Annotated in this window: 11 protein-coding genes and 1 pseudogene; 6 read left to right on the top strand and 6 right to left on the bottom strand. The window is 50.0% G+C overall.

Features of this window, described 5'->3' with window-relative positions; translation table 11 throughout:
* Nucleotides 1–6: 6 nt before the first annotated feature.
* Genes J7E85_RS22820 through J7E85_RS22805 form a run of 4 tightly spaced genes read right to left on the bottom strand, consistent with a single transcriptional unit; the run spans nt 7 to nt 8902 of the window.
* Entirely contained in the window at nt 7–1272 is a 1266-nt protein-coding gene (locus J7E85_RS22820) for a vWA domain-containing protein (protein WP_215161805.1), read from the bottom strand.
* A gap of 37 nt (nt 1273–1309) precedes the next feature.
* Nucleotides 1310–3694 carry a transcription initiation factor TFIID gene (locus J7E85_RS22815; protein ID WP_215161803.1) on the bottom strand — a complete coding sequence of 795 codons (2385 nt, stop codon included), beginning with the start codon at nt 3692–3694 and terminating at the stop codon, nt 1310–1312.
* A gap of 3 nt (nt 3695–3697) precedes the next feature.
* Entirely contained in the window at nt 3698–7087 is a 3390-nt protein-coding gene (locus J7E85_RS22810) for a tubulin-like doman-containing protein (protein ID WP_215161801.1), read from the bottom strand.
* 27 nt (nt 7088–7114) lie between these two features.
* A complete protein-coding gene (locus J7E85_RS22805; protein ID WP_215161799.1) occupies nt 7115–8902 on the bottom strand; it encodes a vWA domain-containing protein in 1788 nt (595 codons plus the stop codon).
* 316 nt (nt 8903–9218) lie between these two features.
* Here J7E85_RS22805 and J7E85_RS22800 point away from each other — a divergent pair, with 316 nt between their 5' ends.
* The 3 genes from J7E85_RS22800 to J7E85_RS22790 all read left to right on the top strand — a co-directional run bounded on the left by J7E85_RS22800 (nt 9219) and on the right by J7E85_RS22790 (nt 12231).
* On the top strand, nt 9219–9371 hold the full coding sequence (locus J7E85_RS22800) for a hypothetical protein (RefSeq protein ID WP_179090714.1): 153 nt from the start codon (nt 9219–9221) through the stop codon (nt 9369–9371).
* A gap of 160 nt (nt 9372–9531) precedes the next feature.
* The gene (locus tag J7E85_RS22795) at nt 9532–10299 is read left to right on the top strand and encodes a hypothetical protein (protein ID WP_251035970.1); all 768 of its coding nucleotides are present in this window, start codon (nt 9532–9534) and stop codon (nt 10297–10299) included.
* Between the two features lie 15 nt (nt 10300–10314).
* Complete coding sequence (locus tag J7E85_RS22790; RefSeq protein ID WP_215161795.1) at nt 10315–12231, top strand: hypothetical protein; 1917 nt, start codon at nt 10315–10317, stop codon at nt 12229–12231.
* Between the two features lie 252 nt (nt 12232–12483).
* On the opposite strand, the gene J7E85_RS22785 is transcribed toward J7E85_RS22790, so the two are convergent.
* Nucleotides 12484–12687 (bottom strand): hypothetical protein, encoded by a 204-nt coding sequence (locus tag J7E85_RS22785; RefSeq protein ID WP_483311338.1) that lies wholly within the window; start codon nt 12685–12687, stop codon nt 12484–12486.
* A gap of 222 nt (nt 12688–12909) precedes the next feature.
* On the opposite strand from J7E85_RS22785, the gene J7E85_RS22780 reads away from it, so the two are divergent.
* The gene (locus J7E85_RS22780) at nt 12910–13494 is read left to right on the top strand and encodes a TetR/AcrR family transcriptional regulator (RefSeq protein WP_215161793.1); all 585 of its coding nucleotides are present in this window, start codon (nt 12910–12912) and stop codon (nt 13492–13494) included.
* A gap of 7 nt (nt 13495–13501) precedes the next feature.
* Nucleotides 13502–14248, top strand: a complete 747-nt coding sequence (map, locus tag J7E85_RS22775; RefSeq protein ID WP_215161791.1) for a type I methionyl aminopeptidase — start codon at nt 13502–13504, stop codon at nt 14246–14248.
* A 439-nt stretch (nt 14249–14687) separates the two neighbouring features.
* On the opposite strand, the gene J7E85_RS22770 is transcribed toward map, so the two are convergent.
* A complete protein-coding gene (locus J7E85_RS22770) occupies nt 14688–14864 on the bottom strand; it encodes a hypothetical protein (protein ID WP_215161789.1) in 177 nt (58 codons plus the stop codon).
* Between the two features lie 146 nt (nt 14865–15010).
* Here J7E85_RS22770 and J7E85_RS22765 point away from each other — a divergent pair.
* Nucleotides 15011–15305, top strand: a pseudogene (locus tag J7E85_RS22765) (IS5/IS1182 family transposase); the annotation flags it as partial.

Here is a 15305-nt window from a genome sequence, read left to right as displayed (position 1 = left end):
CCTGCTTTAAAATCCTCGGCTTGTTGAATCATTCGGCCGTTGCCCCCGTCCCGTTCGGCCTGGCCGCAGCTCGTTACGAATGATCTTGCTGTTCTCCTTAACCGGAATCACCAACGTGAACAAGGCGATGATCCCTGCGAGGATGAAGCAGGCCAGCAGACGAACGAAGGCATCCCTGACTTCTCCCCCGGATAGGCCATATTCCAGAACAACGCCTGCGAGCACGCCGGATACCGCGCCGCCGATGCTGAAGCTGAGCGCGAGATGACGGTTATCAAACACAATGCCGAGGGCCAGGCCCGTGGCAGCGCCAATGAGCAGCATCGCAACGACTCTTACAATCTGATAATAAACGCTATCTTCCATAGCGCCCGTACGTTTCGTCAACAGCGAACGGTCCCCAACGTCATCATAGATTTTCTGGAAAACAAAAGACAAATCTGCCGCATTCTGCACGTCGTAATATTGCCCGCCCGTTTCGGCCGCAATCGTCTGAAGCAGTTGGGCACCGTCCGAGTTAACAAGGCTGAGGCCAATCGTATTTACTGCGATTTGCTGCTGCTTGTAATCCGCAAGCACACGATCATGGTCGGTTTCGCTAAACCCGTCCGACAACATAATGACCATGGCGCTTCGGCGGGCATCATGGCTCTCTTGGATATGCGTCATGGTATCCTCCAGCGCGAGACTAATGTCCGTGCCGCCATCATTCGTTTCCAAACTGTCGATCTCAGCGATGATCTCATCCTTGGCTTCCTGGTTCTTCACACGCGTAAAAGGCTGCAGCAACGTTGTCGCATGATCAAACACCATCACCGATACACGGTTATCCTCGTCCATGCGGTTGATCAGATTTTTGGCCGCCGTATATCGGTCCTGATTCGGGTCCGTGTCTTTCATGCTGCCCGAATTGTCAATGACCAGCACGATATCCTTCACCGGCTTGGCGCTCCCCGGGTTCAACTGGTACACCCACTCAAACAGCATGCCAAGCAAGAACAGTGCCACCAACGTGGATGGAATCAGCAGCTTCCATGATGTGCCTGTGTATCGCTGTCTCCATGAGCTCCCGTTCAAACGAGGGGAGATCAGTTCTGCGATTAAGCAGGCCAATCCGATGCACAAGGCCAAAATTCCGAAATAGATCCCTGTAACTACGATGACGGGAAGCCCTGTCCCCCATTGGCGGAGCAAAAATTCCCCAATGGTAAATCCGATTCCCCCACCGACTAGACTAAACAGCAGCAGGAGAGGGTTTATTTTTCGTTGCACAATACACGCCTACTCTCTGTATCAGAATTTAAGAACGCTAGCGCAGCTCAGGAAGTTGCGCCGGTTCCATTCCATGAAATTCATAACCGTTTGCCGTATAGGTCTCGTAGTAGGTTCTGCCATTCCGGTAGTACATCAGATCCTCCAAATGGAAACCTCCCATCAGGTTCAGCTTCTCGACTCCGCTGGAGCGCTTCTCGTGCACGATGCCAAGCTTGTACACCCGTAAAGCTTCATCGGCATGGATCGCATAGCGGACAAATTCGCTGTCGGCATCGCCGAAGAAGTATTTCTCCTCATATCGATGCTCCTGCGTATAATCAAGCAGCCTGACTAACGTAACGGAGTTCTCCTCCAGCATCCGGTAAAGCACCTTAAACAGATCTTCCTTGGCAAGCACCTGCTTATTATTGTAGTCGATGGTTACGTTCGCCCGCCGCAGCAGTTCTTCCTCGAAGGTCTGCACAAACGGCTCTGCCGTCAATAAATCCCTTAGACAGACGCGGATCATGTTCGACAAGATCGGTTCTGTTCCTTCATGCGTAACGATGGAGAGATTACCGACATACCGTTCCTCGAAGAATACTCCCTGGCCGCGCTTACTCTCCAATTCCAGCATCAGCTCTTCCGTTACAAGGCCATAATACTCCATCAGGTTCTGGCCGATATAATCGTCTGCGGTACGGATGCTCGACTGGGCTGCTTCCAGCAATTCCGTTTCAAGCTGGTCCAGCATGTTCGCCTGCTGTTTATAATGACGGTGAATCTGTTCGAGCTCCGCCTCATAGAGCCTGTACAGCGCAAGCTCCGTTTCCAGCAATAAAAGCTCATACTTGCGTCGATAAACCTCGCCCACGAAATATCGAATGAAATGGCGCACATTCTGTTTATCACGAAAAGGAAGCTTCTTGAACGGCTGGCTTTCTACGCCTTCCTCATAATAGCGGTTTAGTCCGTCCTGCTCGGTCTTCAGGAGGCTGCCGAGGTCCCGGATTCGAGAACGAACCGCTTCAAGCAGGATCCCCTCTCCCGCCTTGTCACTCGTCCACTCCACGATTTGATAACAACCGATTTGCGGATGATCCGCCAAAGTGCGACGAAGCGCACTATGAAGCTCTTCAGCGGTGCTCATATCGCTAAGTCTCTTTTGGACCTCCAGCTCGTAATTGCTATAAAAAAATTGCCGGCAGCCATCCCCAAACAATGCCTCTTCAGCTTCACGAATGTTCATCCGCTTCAGCCCGGCATAACTGACGGGGTGTGACATCATCCCCTTTAGCCCGTCCAGATGCTCCGGATTCGGCAGCATTCGGTCCGCTCTTGCCGATACGGCCTCCGAATCGAGACCGAAATAGGTCAGGCACTCATGAACCTCCGGTTCCGTCCCACGCTTCATGCGAAGCAGCAGTCCGCGGCACAGATGATAGAGGACCGTTAGTGCAATCGGCTCGCCCGGCCTCTTCACCCGGGCAAAGCCAGCGGAGACAAAGCCTTGGCGGCCGGATTCGGTCATAATATTGCTTTTAAAAGACGTATTGTTGTAAATGCCCCGGATGCCGTCATAGGTTTCATCCTTCTGCTTCCGATTCTTAAGCAAACCCAGATGGCAGATGATATCATAGATATCCTGCATCCCGGCGTAACCCGATATGCCGCGTTCATTCTTATCGGACAGCACATAGACGAGATCAAACAACGGCGAGGCCGGGTGAACGACCGGAATGGTCAGCCCATCCTCCGTTACCTGCAGCGGTGCGGAGAAGCTGTATTCCCGGCTCTGCATCAGCTCCAGCTCCCGCAAGAAGGCAACTCCCACGGAGCTCGCATAGCCATAAGATTCAATCTGCTCCCTTTCATTAATGAGCGCATACAAATCCATTTGCACCGACTTGAATGACTGCTGGAAAATCGATTCAGCCAGTAATGAAATTTCCGGTATGAACACATTACACGGGTCGTCGACCCGTGTAATGACAGACAGATGAATCCGGTCAAAAGATGAATAGCTGCGTCCATAGTCTGAGATGTGGTGGCTCAGCTTCCGAATCGCTTTATTCAACCCAGCCAGGTGGTGCGGGTCCCGATAGAAGCCCTGGTGCAGCTCCTTGCGTACGGACTTGGATGTGCCGTCTGACTCCGGTAAATGAAGATGATACCGGTGAAGGCGACCGGAGGAATCGGAGCCTTTCGGCTCCCCCCCTCCATCCTGGCCCGTTCCCACATGCAAATAGATGACACTTGCGCTGTTGTCCCATTTGCGGTCATGTATCTCCATGATCGGTTCGATTGCGGACGAAGTCTTATCACCGATGAACAAGTATACCTCCGGGTAGTGGATGCTGCTCTGATCATCCTCCATCAAGGTAAGCTGCTCTTCCGATTTGGCATAGCCGGCAGCATACTGGCGAAGAATTTCCCTCATCGTCTATTTCAACCTTCTTCGGATGTCATTTAATTTCGAAGAGACCTGTCTGTAGAACTGATAACGCTCTTCACCGTCCGCAAGCTCTACCTTCTCGTATTCAAGCCGGTCGCGCGTTTCCAGGAACCGCTCAGCCAATTCTTCCAGCTTCGTGAGCAGTGGCGTAATATCCTCGGAAGCGGTCAGCTCCTGATCGCGGCGGGAGGATTTGCGAAGCAGCGTGCTCCGGCTTTTCTCATCCAGCTGACGGAAATGCTTGTAGACTTCATACTCCACGTCATTCACGCTTTTCAGCAGATTGGCAAACGGCTCCCAGGAGTCCTCTTCCGGATCGCGATCATAAACGAAGAGCGCACCCTTCTTCGTGATGGTTCCGGTATACAACGCCTCAATAAATTGATCGAGCCATTTCTCCTCATTCTGATTATCGCTGATCAGGAGCTCGAACTCCGTGACTTTGGCCGCGATGGCGGCATATTTCTTCAGCTCTTCCCTCACGCTGCGGATCATTTCCGGCGAACGAATCAGATTTTCCTTGGCCATTTCCTCATTGATGCTGTTGAAAATATCCTTGGAGCCCGCCGGCTCCAACCCCTCGTTCAGTAGACGCTTCAGCTCGGTCCATGCCCGCTTCACTTCCCCAAGGTTAGGTTTGGGACTATCCAGCTGCAGGTCATAAGCACGAAGCAGCTCATTCAAATCAAATGGCTTCGTAAACACGACCGCATAGCGGCTGCTCGTGTTCTGGTCAACATCCTTCTGGACGATGACCTTAAAATCAAGCGCCTGGTTAAATTCGGCGCGAACCCGGACGTTGTAATCCTGAACCCGCGGGTTGACGTAGGTATCCCCCCAGGATTTTTCGGGAATCGGCGATGGCAGGTACGTCCAATTGTTACGATCCGTCTGCACCAAGTGACGTCCAACGCCTTCCTTGTCCATGATCGTGCGTTCGTAACTCTCTTCATAAACCTTAAGCGGCGTATAGACGAACAGCGGCACGCCGTTCTTCGTATTCAGCCAGAAGATTCGGTTTTTCACTTCGCTCTCCTTCACGGTGAAGTGAGACTTCCCGACCGAATTATTCTGATAATTGCGAATTCCCTTCAGAATGCTTGGCGCCTGTACAGGCACGGACACAAAGCCCCAGGAAGGGAAGTACAAATTGCCTGCGCTATTGCTCAGATGGAAGACCGGGACGGCTTCATCATCCAGCTTGCTGGCGATATTGCGCTCGACAAATTTTTCGATGGAATCCTCTTGCCCGAATTTCATGACGAGGAAATCCTCCATTGAGCGGGTAATCAAATCGCCGAATTTATCGGTAAGAAACTCCGAAATGGATCGGACGATATCAATCTCCTGCTCACGCGTCCAACGATTAGCATGGCTCAACAGTTCCTGCGCGAAATCGCGGATGAGGTCGTCCACATCCTTCTGGTCCATGATTTTGTTGATCACGTCGGATATATCAGGCACGCTGACCAGGTTCCAGTAATACGTCTTATTCCCTTTATGATCCTGCTGTTCTTCTCCGTTGACGAGAATGTCCCCGTTCTTGGCGAAGATCGAATTCAGGGCATTTAGTATTTCCGTATACACGCTATAAATCCGGTTATTCTCCTGGTTCAGCAGATCATATAAATCCTCATAGAATTCAATCATCTGCTCGGTGCGTTCCACATCCGCTTCCAGCCAATATTCGTTGATTTTGGCTTCAATATAGATGTTTTTCTTCTTGTCCTTCGAGACAAAAGCGCTCTTCGCATCACCCAGACGATCGATCGCCTGTTCTCTGGCCGACTCGATGTCACGAGGAATGCGGGTCAGATTCTCGCGCAGCGCTTCGATGTAGGACAGCAGCATTTTCAGCAGGCTGAAACCCTTCTCCGTATAGATCAACCGGGACACATAGAACGGTCCTTGCTGTGGATGCAGGAACATGCGGCGGATTTGATCGCTGAACTGAGCGACGATCTCGCCCGGCAGCTGCTTCTTCGCTTTAATATACTCCTCGCGGGCTCTCGCCAGGAAATTCTGCTCCAGCTCCGTGTCCATATTGATGACCTGGTTCTTCACGACATTCGCGTAGCTGAGCCGTTCGCTATTCTGGTATCCGGGCAGCGGCTCCGGTACGCGGGACTCGAAGTTCTTCGTCATCGAGTCCAGGTCGATGCCCAGCTTGCTTGCGAATTTCTCGACGTCCTCCTGGCTTGGCGCCTTCTCAAACATGGTTTGCATTTTGCCGAAAACGCGGTATGCCAGATATGTGGTCATCTCTTCAATGGGCAGCACAGCTGAAGATGCGCCGATGATGTTGTAGTCGTAATTGGCAGGATACGCCTTGTTCATCTGCGCGATATTGGTGCGGATGTTGCTGATATAGTCATGGATCGCAAACTCTTCGCCGGACTGTTTTTCCTCGCTGGCCATGAAGTTCGTAATGTTCTCCGCGGTCACGTTCATGCAGTAATCATAGGCATTCTCCAGCAGTTTGCCTTCCGTATTCGTAGCGGAAATCAGGTGACATAGATTAAACGGAGGCAGCGGAGAGTTCACGTTCAGAATGTTGCCGTACTGCTGCTTGAACCGCTCGCCTCTGGCATCCACGTTCATCCAGTAATCGAGCTCTTTGAGCGCGGCGTAACCGTTCTTCTTGATGTATTCGCGCGTATGTTCGCTCAAGCTTTTGTTCGCCAGATTGATATCCGGCGTAAACAGATAGCCAAGCGTGTTCACGCGGTCGATCCCGGCAGAGCCGTGGTCGCGTTCGATAATGCCGCGAACGATATAAGCAATGTCCAAGAAGCAGCCGCTGCCTGTACCGCCGGACAGCCCCGTCAGCAGGAAGACCATCAGCTTCTTGTTCGTTCCGACTGAGAGCGTCTTGATCTTCTTGTCGATAGCCTGCACCACCTGCGTAATCTTCGTGAACAGGAGCAAGCGACCCGCTTGACGTACGCCTGCTGCTCCGTTCATGCCATCGGTAATGCTCAGCTCAGGCGACAGCCAATCTGTAATGTACGGCTCCAGGATGCTCCGGTTTTGAAGGAGGCCACCAATCTCGGCATTAGACAGAAGCACGAATTCATTGATCGGATCAAGCCCGATGCCTTTATAACGTTTATTCTTATCCTGCTCGTTGGTCTCAAAAGCCAGAAATTCCACATTATCCGGCTTGTCCATTCTCTTCTTGGACAACGGATCCTCCGGCAGCTTGAAACGGCGGTTAATCTGATATTTCAAGCGCAGCAGCGCATCGATCCCCGTCCCGCCAAGTCCAATGATAAGGATCGGATTGTCGATGGTATCCACCCGTATTTTCTCGCTGACAATCCCGCCTCCGAGTGAAACGTCAAGCTGTTGTATATGTTCTCTAACTACCGGTTTCATAACTTCCCCTCCTGATGGGTCATGGCTTTAAGCCAAATATTCAAATAGTATCGTTTTGTCCGCCTGCTGCAGGGAAACTCTCAGCCGGTCTCCGTTCTTCAGCTCCGTCCCGTTCGTTGCATCCAGAGCGCGGCCGGATTTCTCAATCACGGCTGAAGAATTGTTCTTTAGTATGATGCGGTCATTCTTGCCTGGCATGAACAGGATTTTCTCGGTCTCCTTCAGTTCCGGAGCAAGCTGCAGAAGCTGATGCAGATTGAACTTCCCTTTGAACGAAGCCAGTTTCTTGTATTGTGGGAAGGTCTTCTCGCCGGTGTTCTCATCCCTGATCTCGATCACGATCTGACCAACAAACCCTTTGTTCGCTTTCTTAATCGCGCCGAGTATGAAATATGCAGCCGCTCCAACAATGAGCAGCGCCGCGATGCCAATGATTACGGGCCATAATGGAAAAGGTTTCGCATCCTCGCCCGCGGTCATTTCCTTCCCGCCATTACCGGAGCCGGAGGCTGCCGCCTTCGCACTAACTTTCACAGGCGCACTTTCGCGGTAGAAGCTCTGTTCCTCCGCCCGCACCTTCAGCTCGTAGTCGTGCTTCTGCGGAATCTTGTAATTCCCTTCAAAGCTGCCGCCTTTATTCTCAAGCTCGACCTCTGACTCGTCCCCGGTGTCCAGATCCTTAACCAACAACTTAGCCGTCATATTACCATACTGTTCTTGGTCCTGCAGCTTCTGTCCATTGCTGACGAGATATGCCTTAATATCGATCGTGTCTCCAGCCTTTACCTTTGAAGGTGGCGGAGGATCCATGGCCAGCTCCAGGTCGTAATTGAATACGAGGTTAATGTCAATTTTGTCTTTCGATACGCCTTTCACCTGCAGCTTCCAATCGCCTTGCTGCGGCTTCAGCAGCTTGAGCAGCGAATAGGAATTGGAAGTGGATCGCAGTACATTGGCCGAAGGAATGGTCTGCTCAGCGCCGGCAGGATCGACCAGCTTCACGTCGACGGGGCTAGAGGACATAATGGAAACGTTCGCCTCCAGCACATTCGCATTCGGCACATGAACCGTAACCTCCTGATAGCTTCCGTTGCCGGTAATCGATTGTACCGGAACGATCTTAAGCTGCTGGTGGCTGGCAAAAATCTCGCTTAATATTTGCGGAAGGTCATCCGCCGAACTGGTGGTAAAGGATTTGCCCCCCGTTTGGTTTGCCAATTCAGCCAACGTTTCTTTATTCAGCTTCCCGTCGGCATTCAGTCCAATCGTATAAATCGGGATGCCGCTTCCCTTGGCCTCCTTGACCGCTTGGGCTAAATCGTCTGAAGCTTCCTGGCTCGTCTTGCCCGTGTTCGGATCCAGGTCATTGTTACCGTCGGCCAAAACAACGATCATCGGCGCATGCGCCGGGTTCATTCCCTGCTTCAGCACTTTTACAGCTTCATCGAGGCCTACGGACATATCCGTGTACGGACCGCGATCCAGCTGATCGATAAATTCCTTCAGCGCAGTCTTGTCCGCCTCCGACTGAATTTCAAGCAGCGCTTTCTCCCGCTGAATCCGATCGGTATAGGAAACGACGCCGACCTTGTCGCCTGTGGTGGCCAGCATGTCGATAAACATCTTCATCGCTTCGCTGCTGATCCTCTCCGGATCACTGTTTTTCATCGAGTTGCTGGCATCCATCACCAGTACGGCATCAATCTTTGAGCCTTGCGAAGCAGCCATTGCCTGAGGCATGGTTCCTCCGCTCCAGGATAGGATCAGCAGCACCGCTGCCATCAAAGAGAGCAGCCATTTATTTATACGTAACATTGAATTACTCCTTCATCCATTTAGTCTAGCATCAGGTGGATGCCTCGGTTCAATTGTCAGACCATTAGTCTAACTGTAGGCAATAAGTCTTAAAATTACATGAAAGAAAGCTTAAAAAACAGTAACGGGAACATCCATTTCTCTGGTGTATTTATATAGAAAATACCATGCTAATCACTAAAATATACCAGCACTATGTCCATATGATATAATTATACCTGCCAAAGTTCAACATAATCAGTCGTACCACCCGGACTTAGGACACAAGGCTCACCCACCATTTTCGAACAAATATGATGCCGAAAGGAATAGATATATGATTACATACGGATGTCTTGGGATTTTGTTTCTTTTTGTCATCATCAAGATCACGGCCTACTTCAAGCGTAAGAAGAACGCCCCGACACCGGAGCAGCTGCATCAGACCCTGCTTGAAGTTGCCAACTCAGAGAGGGAACAGCATGGATAAGAAAAAGCCCGTACAACTTCGTCCCTATAATAAAACGAGATATGTCTACCAAAAGTTAAGGGTTTGCAAACATTGCCACAATTTTACGATTCTTTGGGAAGATAGCTGCGCTTTCTGTAAACGGAGCGCCCTTGTCCCCGTTATCGAACTTGCAGAGAAAATGGCCAAGCGTTCTATGCAGAGTGACCGACTTCTCTTCTACATTATAGGGCTCTCTGCCGTACTTCTTAGTCAGACCTTCTTGCAGATCGTGATCTCCTTTGCTTGCATGATGGTCCTGCTTGTATGGTTATGGCTGATGCAGCGCCGGATGCTGCAAACGGAGACCCTGCATGCTCTGAACAAGCTTATAAGATCTCATCAAAAACAGATTCATGAGGGCCTGGATCTGAACAAAGCAACGGCTTCTGCCGCCATAAAGGAAGATGCCCAACTAGGGTATGAAATCGTCAGGGAAATTGCCTCCTTGGTCCGGAATGACCGCATCCGTCTGCAGCAGATCGTTCTCCTGCAAAGCTTCAGCTTGCGCAAGGATATGGAGCTTGAACTCGAACCGCTATTGCTGGATGAGTTTGAACCGGACCTGGCCGCCTATATCGGTGAAATCGCCAAAATTAAACGCGAGTTGATTAACAGCAAAGCGATCCAATACCTGCTCGACCATGAATCCAGCATTTTACGGATGGAGCAAGGCAGGCAGATTATGATCGACGCCGCCGGGGCAGCGGTACGGAAGAAAAAATATATCGATACGTTTCCTGATTTTATTAGCCGCTATGCGGATGGATTGCCGAGATATCGCTTCCTCCGCTTGTATCAGATCGTACGCCGCAATCCCGGATTGTCGTGGAATGGCCTGCGGGACCGGGTATCGGCCATTTATAATGAACACTACCGCTCGGACCCTGATTTTCAAAAATGGGATTAGAGGGGCTATACCGTTATGACGATGAAAAACACGCTAACCCTGCGTAATTTGTATCTTTTTTTATGTATAGTCCTTCTGCTGCTGATCGGATATAAGGGAATTCATATCTATCAGAAAATCGAATCGATGGCACAAGCAGAGTTATTGTATGCTCAGAAGAAGCTTGTTCAGGCAGAAGAATGGTATAAGAAGGCGCGAAATAACCGTTCCCTTCTATATAAAGAAGAGCTGCTTGCCTCAAGATTGCAAGAGCTTGAACCCATTACTTCCATGAAGCAGAGCCTTTCCTCACTTGATCATCGATTGAGCCGGGTCGGGGAAGCAGGCGATTTTTCCGGCTTTATGAACGTATATACTGAATTGCTTGATACAGAGCAGAAGCTGGCGGGGCAACAAGGAGCTTACGCTTCCTACTACGATGAAATTGCTGCGTTCTACGGAATCCCCGACGATGTGAAACGGATATTCCTGCAGTTCATTGGTATGTTTAACCGCCAGGCCGACGAGTTACTTAAAGAGTTGCAGTATGACGACAACAGCTTCAAATGGAATTTACTCCGCATTCCGGATTCATTCTACGGCGGGGAGAAGCAGAAGAATGACAAGCTGCTCCGTCTGTTCCAGCGTTATGACGAAATGGTTCTAACCCGTCTGGCAGGAGCCGGCCAGTATACGGATCTACTGAATTGGTCGCATGCCATGAGCTCCGAATATGCCAGCCGATCGCTGCCGGCTGCCTGGTTGAATAGCAAGACCGATGAACTTGTGTATACTATGCTGCAAAAGGATGTCCAGCGAGAGCGGCCCTCCGATTTTATTTCGCACGCCATGGAGTATAGAGACTTCCTGAACCGGAGCGGCCTGAAGAACGCTACTATCATGGGTTATATTCAGAATCAGATGAACCGGTGGATCGCAGCTGCAGATGCAATGGTACAAGATCAGAACTACGAGGAAGCGGTAGCACTCTATGAAGCACTATCGGGATACCAGGATATGAATAGTAAATTGCAAGCTGCTAAACTGGCTTGGACCATTCACGATCCGATTCGTTTGTTCCAAACGGCTGGTCTGAAAGGCAACTTCAGCTATGTGAGCGGAGGCGGGAATCGTTTCGGAGGCTTGGCGTATGCCATTGGAGTCGATAAGGGGAATATCATCTACTTCGCGGTCTTGAATGCCGATGAATCGCTGCAATTATTCCAAAACCGTGATTACCCGTCCGACATCGCCATCCAACAGGTTTCAGTCGAGGAATCGCTTAGCACCGCGAAGAATCCAGTTATCCTAGTGGAGGGCGATGCGGGGACCGGTTTGGTATTGTATTCTGGCTATGAAGCCAGAGATGCCAACCTGTTGCCGCTGTTTCAGTTCACGGCCGAAGGCTACCAGGTCCAGCCGGATAAGTCTATACTGGTCACCAATCTGGAAGGAGTAAGCCCGGAAGAGACCGCCATTTTCGAGCGTCAGGGAGGCCAATATGGATTCACAGGGTATCAGGTCCATTATACCGACATCGATATTGCTAATATCGAGAGATATCCGAATGAGAAGGTGCGCTTCTCTGTCCATATCCCGGAAGGTGGCTATGGTGAGGTCTTAGCTGAACGCAATGGATACCATGTCATCTTAAAAGGAGACCTGGATCTCCCTGCTGGGAGCGCGACCCTAATCGGAACATTCAGCGGCGAGTATCAGCAGCTGGAGATACCGGGAAGCAGCCAGCCTCCTGCGGCTCCAGACCCTGCCGAACCGGAGACCGGACAAGTTGATGGAGATATCATGGATGAGACAGACAACCCAAGCGAACCCGTGACTGGCAATGAACTCAATCCTGAGGATGCCCAACAAGACAATAGCGAGAAAAGCGACAGTAGCGGACCCAGTCAGCTCACGCAGGTGCCAGTTGTTCAGGTGGAATCGATAGAGTAAGTAAATAAAAAGGCTTCGCCCCTTATTACCATGGGCGAAGCCTTTTTGCTTATAGTTTCATGAACTCATGCGTTATGAAATTTGAATTTCAATAAATTTGAACAATCAGTTGTTTGGTAAAAATACTATTTAGCGACACCGCATAGTTGTTTTTTATTACGCTCCAGTTCCCATAATCCGAATTATACGATGACTTCTATTTTATTTTTAATAAGTGATATTCTGCATGATTCAGTTCAAATTCTTCTCTTGTCATCCATAACAAATACCATCATAATAGGCACCTTTAGTGATATTGCCTCTATACGATTCAAATACAGCCAAACAATAATCAAAGGTACCATTTTCCCGATCACAATCAAATGTTTCAATTATACCAACAATATTATGATCTCTATCCACTGCAATAAAAAGGAATTCATCTTCTTCCAATTGTTCTTCTATCCATTCTCTCATCTTACCAACTGTTTTAGACTCACCCCAAATTTAAAGCAGCCGCTGACTAGGACTTGAAAAATATAGTCTTAGGCTACGGCTGCTATTATTACGGTTTAGTTCTTTATTTTCAGTAACTTCATTTCATCGAACATCAACAGATCTTTTGCATTTCTCCGCCCCATGCGTTACTATCTTTATATCGACAAATTTGCAGGTCTATACAAGGAGGTTCTTACGCCCATGTGCCCGCGTACCAAAGAACAAAATGAGCTCATACGTGTACAGCGCAGAGAACAGATCCTGGATGTCGCCGCGCGCTCCTACTTTCGCACGGGCGGCAGCTTTGATATTCGTGACGTCGCCCGCGAGGCAGGGCTTGGTTACGGCACAGTATACCATTATTACCCCAACCGGCATTTGTTAATAGAAGATGTGTTGGGAAGCGGATTCGAGCAATGCGAGCAAGTTATCGCAAAATGGTCGAACATCAGTGGCAATCCCCCGGAAGACAGGCAGTTGTTGACGTATTGTAAAGGGCTGCTCCAGCTGTGGCAGTCGGACGCCCGCGCATATCTCGTCTACAAAATGGCGGCTGAACATTATGCAGGCTTGCCTGAGAGGGATCGACACCACGCCAAGAGACGATTTATGGAACGGCTGTACGTTCCACTCCAATCGATCGCCCAGTGCGAAGACGACAGCGTCGACCATATGCTTGTCGTGCTGGTCGGCTGCTGTGGGCTGCACTACTACGCGGGCAATTCCGACTTGGACGTCGATCGAATCGCCCGACTTGCTATGCAAGCTATTACGAAGGAGTCTTGATAAGAACATGATCATCTTAAAAAGCAAGCATGAAATCGAATCCATCCGCAAGGCATGCCAAGTAGTGGCTGAATGCCATCGTACAATTGCCCCGCTCATCAAACCGGGCATCACAACGAACGAGATTGAGCGCATATTTGAGGAAATTATTTTGAAGCACGGCGCCAAGCCATACGAGAAGGGCTACAAGGGCTATCCATATGCGACCTGTGCCTCCGTCAACGACGTGATCGCACATGGCTTCCCTAGCAATAAGCCACTTGAAGAAGGCGATATCGTGACGATCGACACGGTCGCGGAGCTCGACGGCTGGCTCGGCGATTCGGCTTGGAGCTATGCGGTCGGGCAGATCTCGCCGACGGCCGAGAAGTTGATGCGCGTCACGAAGGAATGTCTTGACCTGGGCATCGAGCAGGCGCAGCCCGGCAATCGACTCGGCGACGTGACGAGCGCGATTCAGCGGCATGCGGAATCACACGGCTTCGGCGTCGTGCGCGAGCTTCTCGCCCATGGCATCGGCCGCGACCTGCACGAGGAGCCGACTTATATGCATGTCGGCAAGCCCGGAAAAGGACTCCGTATCAAGGAAGGTATGGTGTTCACGATTGAGCCTATGATCACCGAAGGCACCTACTTTATGACAATCGATCCAGACGGCTGGACCACACGGACGATGGACAACAAGCTCGCCGCCCAATACGAGCATACGATCGCCATCACGGCTGAAGGTCCACAAATTCTGACCGCGCAATAGAATAATTAAAGGCCGACCAACGAAATGGTCCACTTCTTTTTTTCGTATTTGGCATAGTATCTTTCTTTATTCGTTACCGGTGATCGAGAAAGCGATATCCCGCTCCCATCTTCAAGTCGAAGCAGGTTCGCGGACAGCGTGTCCACAGATCGTGATGAAGCTGCCCGCTTGGACGCGATCATATTCAGTGCGAACAATTCATCTCAGGTGAACCGCGCAACAAATTCGGAAACACCGAGTGACTCGAACAATAAGCAGATCGGATGACGCATTACTGTTTTCCGCAGATACCACGGGTGTCGAGTGTCGTTAATCGAGCAATTTTTTGTCCTTTATTTCGACTGCGGTCCCATTTTGTTAGCCTGCCCGTTAGTTCAACGAATTAGAACAGTCCAAAGTTAGATACTTATCTAATCAGAAAGACACAATGTTCTTGTCTCTATTTTTTCGCAAATAAACCGGAATCACGCTGGTAGTACTCTTTCATATGTATAGAAAATATATTTGAAATTGATCCATTAAATAAATGGTCAGAAAACAACCAGGAGCTATCCCCAGCTCCTGCATCGACTCCTGCACTGCCATATTCGCTGGCAGTGCCTTTTTCTATTTTCACAGTATAAACTCCATAATCATACCACTTCCACTTAGGTCACCATCTAGGGCGTGTACGCAAACCTAAGCGAGCCAGATCCTAATTGATGCCAGCGTTAAAAAAGCCTTGAATGAGCTTGCTAACTTATCAAAGCGAGTCGCCAACCGGCAGCTGTCATTACGACAGGTGAGAAAAATGATGGCAAGCAATTGCAGATACTGATCGAAAAAAGCCAAACCGCCGGGATGCAGGTGAAAACGGTAATTGGGGATACGGCGTATTCTGAGAAGGATAACCTGATCTACACGAAACAAAACGAGATTGAACTTGTAGCGAAACTCAATCCACTCATTACACAAGGTGCCCGCAAGAAAGAGCACGAGTTTCTGTTCAACAAAGATGCCGGCATGTACGTTTGTCCAGCCGGACACATGGCGATCCGAAAAGCACGACAGGGGAAAA

Source organism: Paenibacillus sp. ISL-20, from assembly GCF_018613005.1.
GTDB lineage: Bacteria > Bacillota > Bacilli > Paenibacillales > Paenibacillaceae > Paenibacillus_AQ.
Note: the sequence above shows the minus strand (reverse complement) of the source record. Positions and strands in the feature narration are given on the sequence as shown.

Excerpts from the sequence above, each read along its gene's own strand:
- J7E85_RS22785 (WP_483311338.1), bottom strand. The coding sequence starts at position 12,687 with ATGAGAGAATGGATAGAAGAACAATTGGAAGAAGATGAATTCCTTTTT.
- J7E85_RS22795 (WP_251035970.1), top strand. The coding sequence starts at position 9,532 with ATGGCCAAGCGTTCTATGCAGAGTGACCGACTTCTCTTCTACATTATA.
- J7E85_RS22800 (WP_179090714.1), top strand. The coding sequence starts at position 9,219 with ATGATTACATACGGATGTCTTGGGATTTTGTTTCTTTTTGTCATCATC.
- J7E85_RS22815 (WP_215161803.1), bottom strand. The coding sequence starts at position 3,694 with ATGAGGGAAATTCTTCGCCAGTATGCTGCCGGCTATGCCAAATCGGAA.
- J7E85_RS22805 (WP_215161799.1), bottom strand. The coding sequence starts at position 8,902 with ATGTTACGTATAAATAAATGGCTGCTCTCTTTGATGGCAGCGGTGCTG.
- J7E85_RS22780 (WP_215161793.1), top strand. The coding sequence starts at position 12,910 with ATGTGCCCGCGTACCAAAGAACAAAATGAGCTCATACGTGTACAGCGC.
- J7E85_RS22810 (WP_215161801.1), bottom strand. The coding sequence starts at position 7,087 with ATGAAACCGGTAGTTAGAGAACATATACAACAGCTTGACGTTTCACTC.
- map (WP_215161791.1), top strand. The coding sequence starts at position 13,502 with ATGATCATCTTAAAAAGCAAGCATGAAATCGAATCCATCCGCAAGGCA.
- J7E85_RS22790 (WP_215161795.1), top strand. The coding sequence starts at position 10,315 with ATGACGATGAAAAACACGCTAACCCTGCGTAATTTGTATCTTTTTTTA.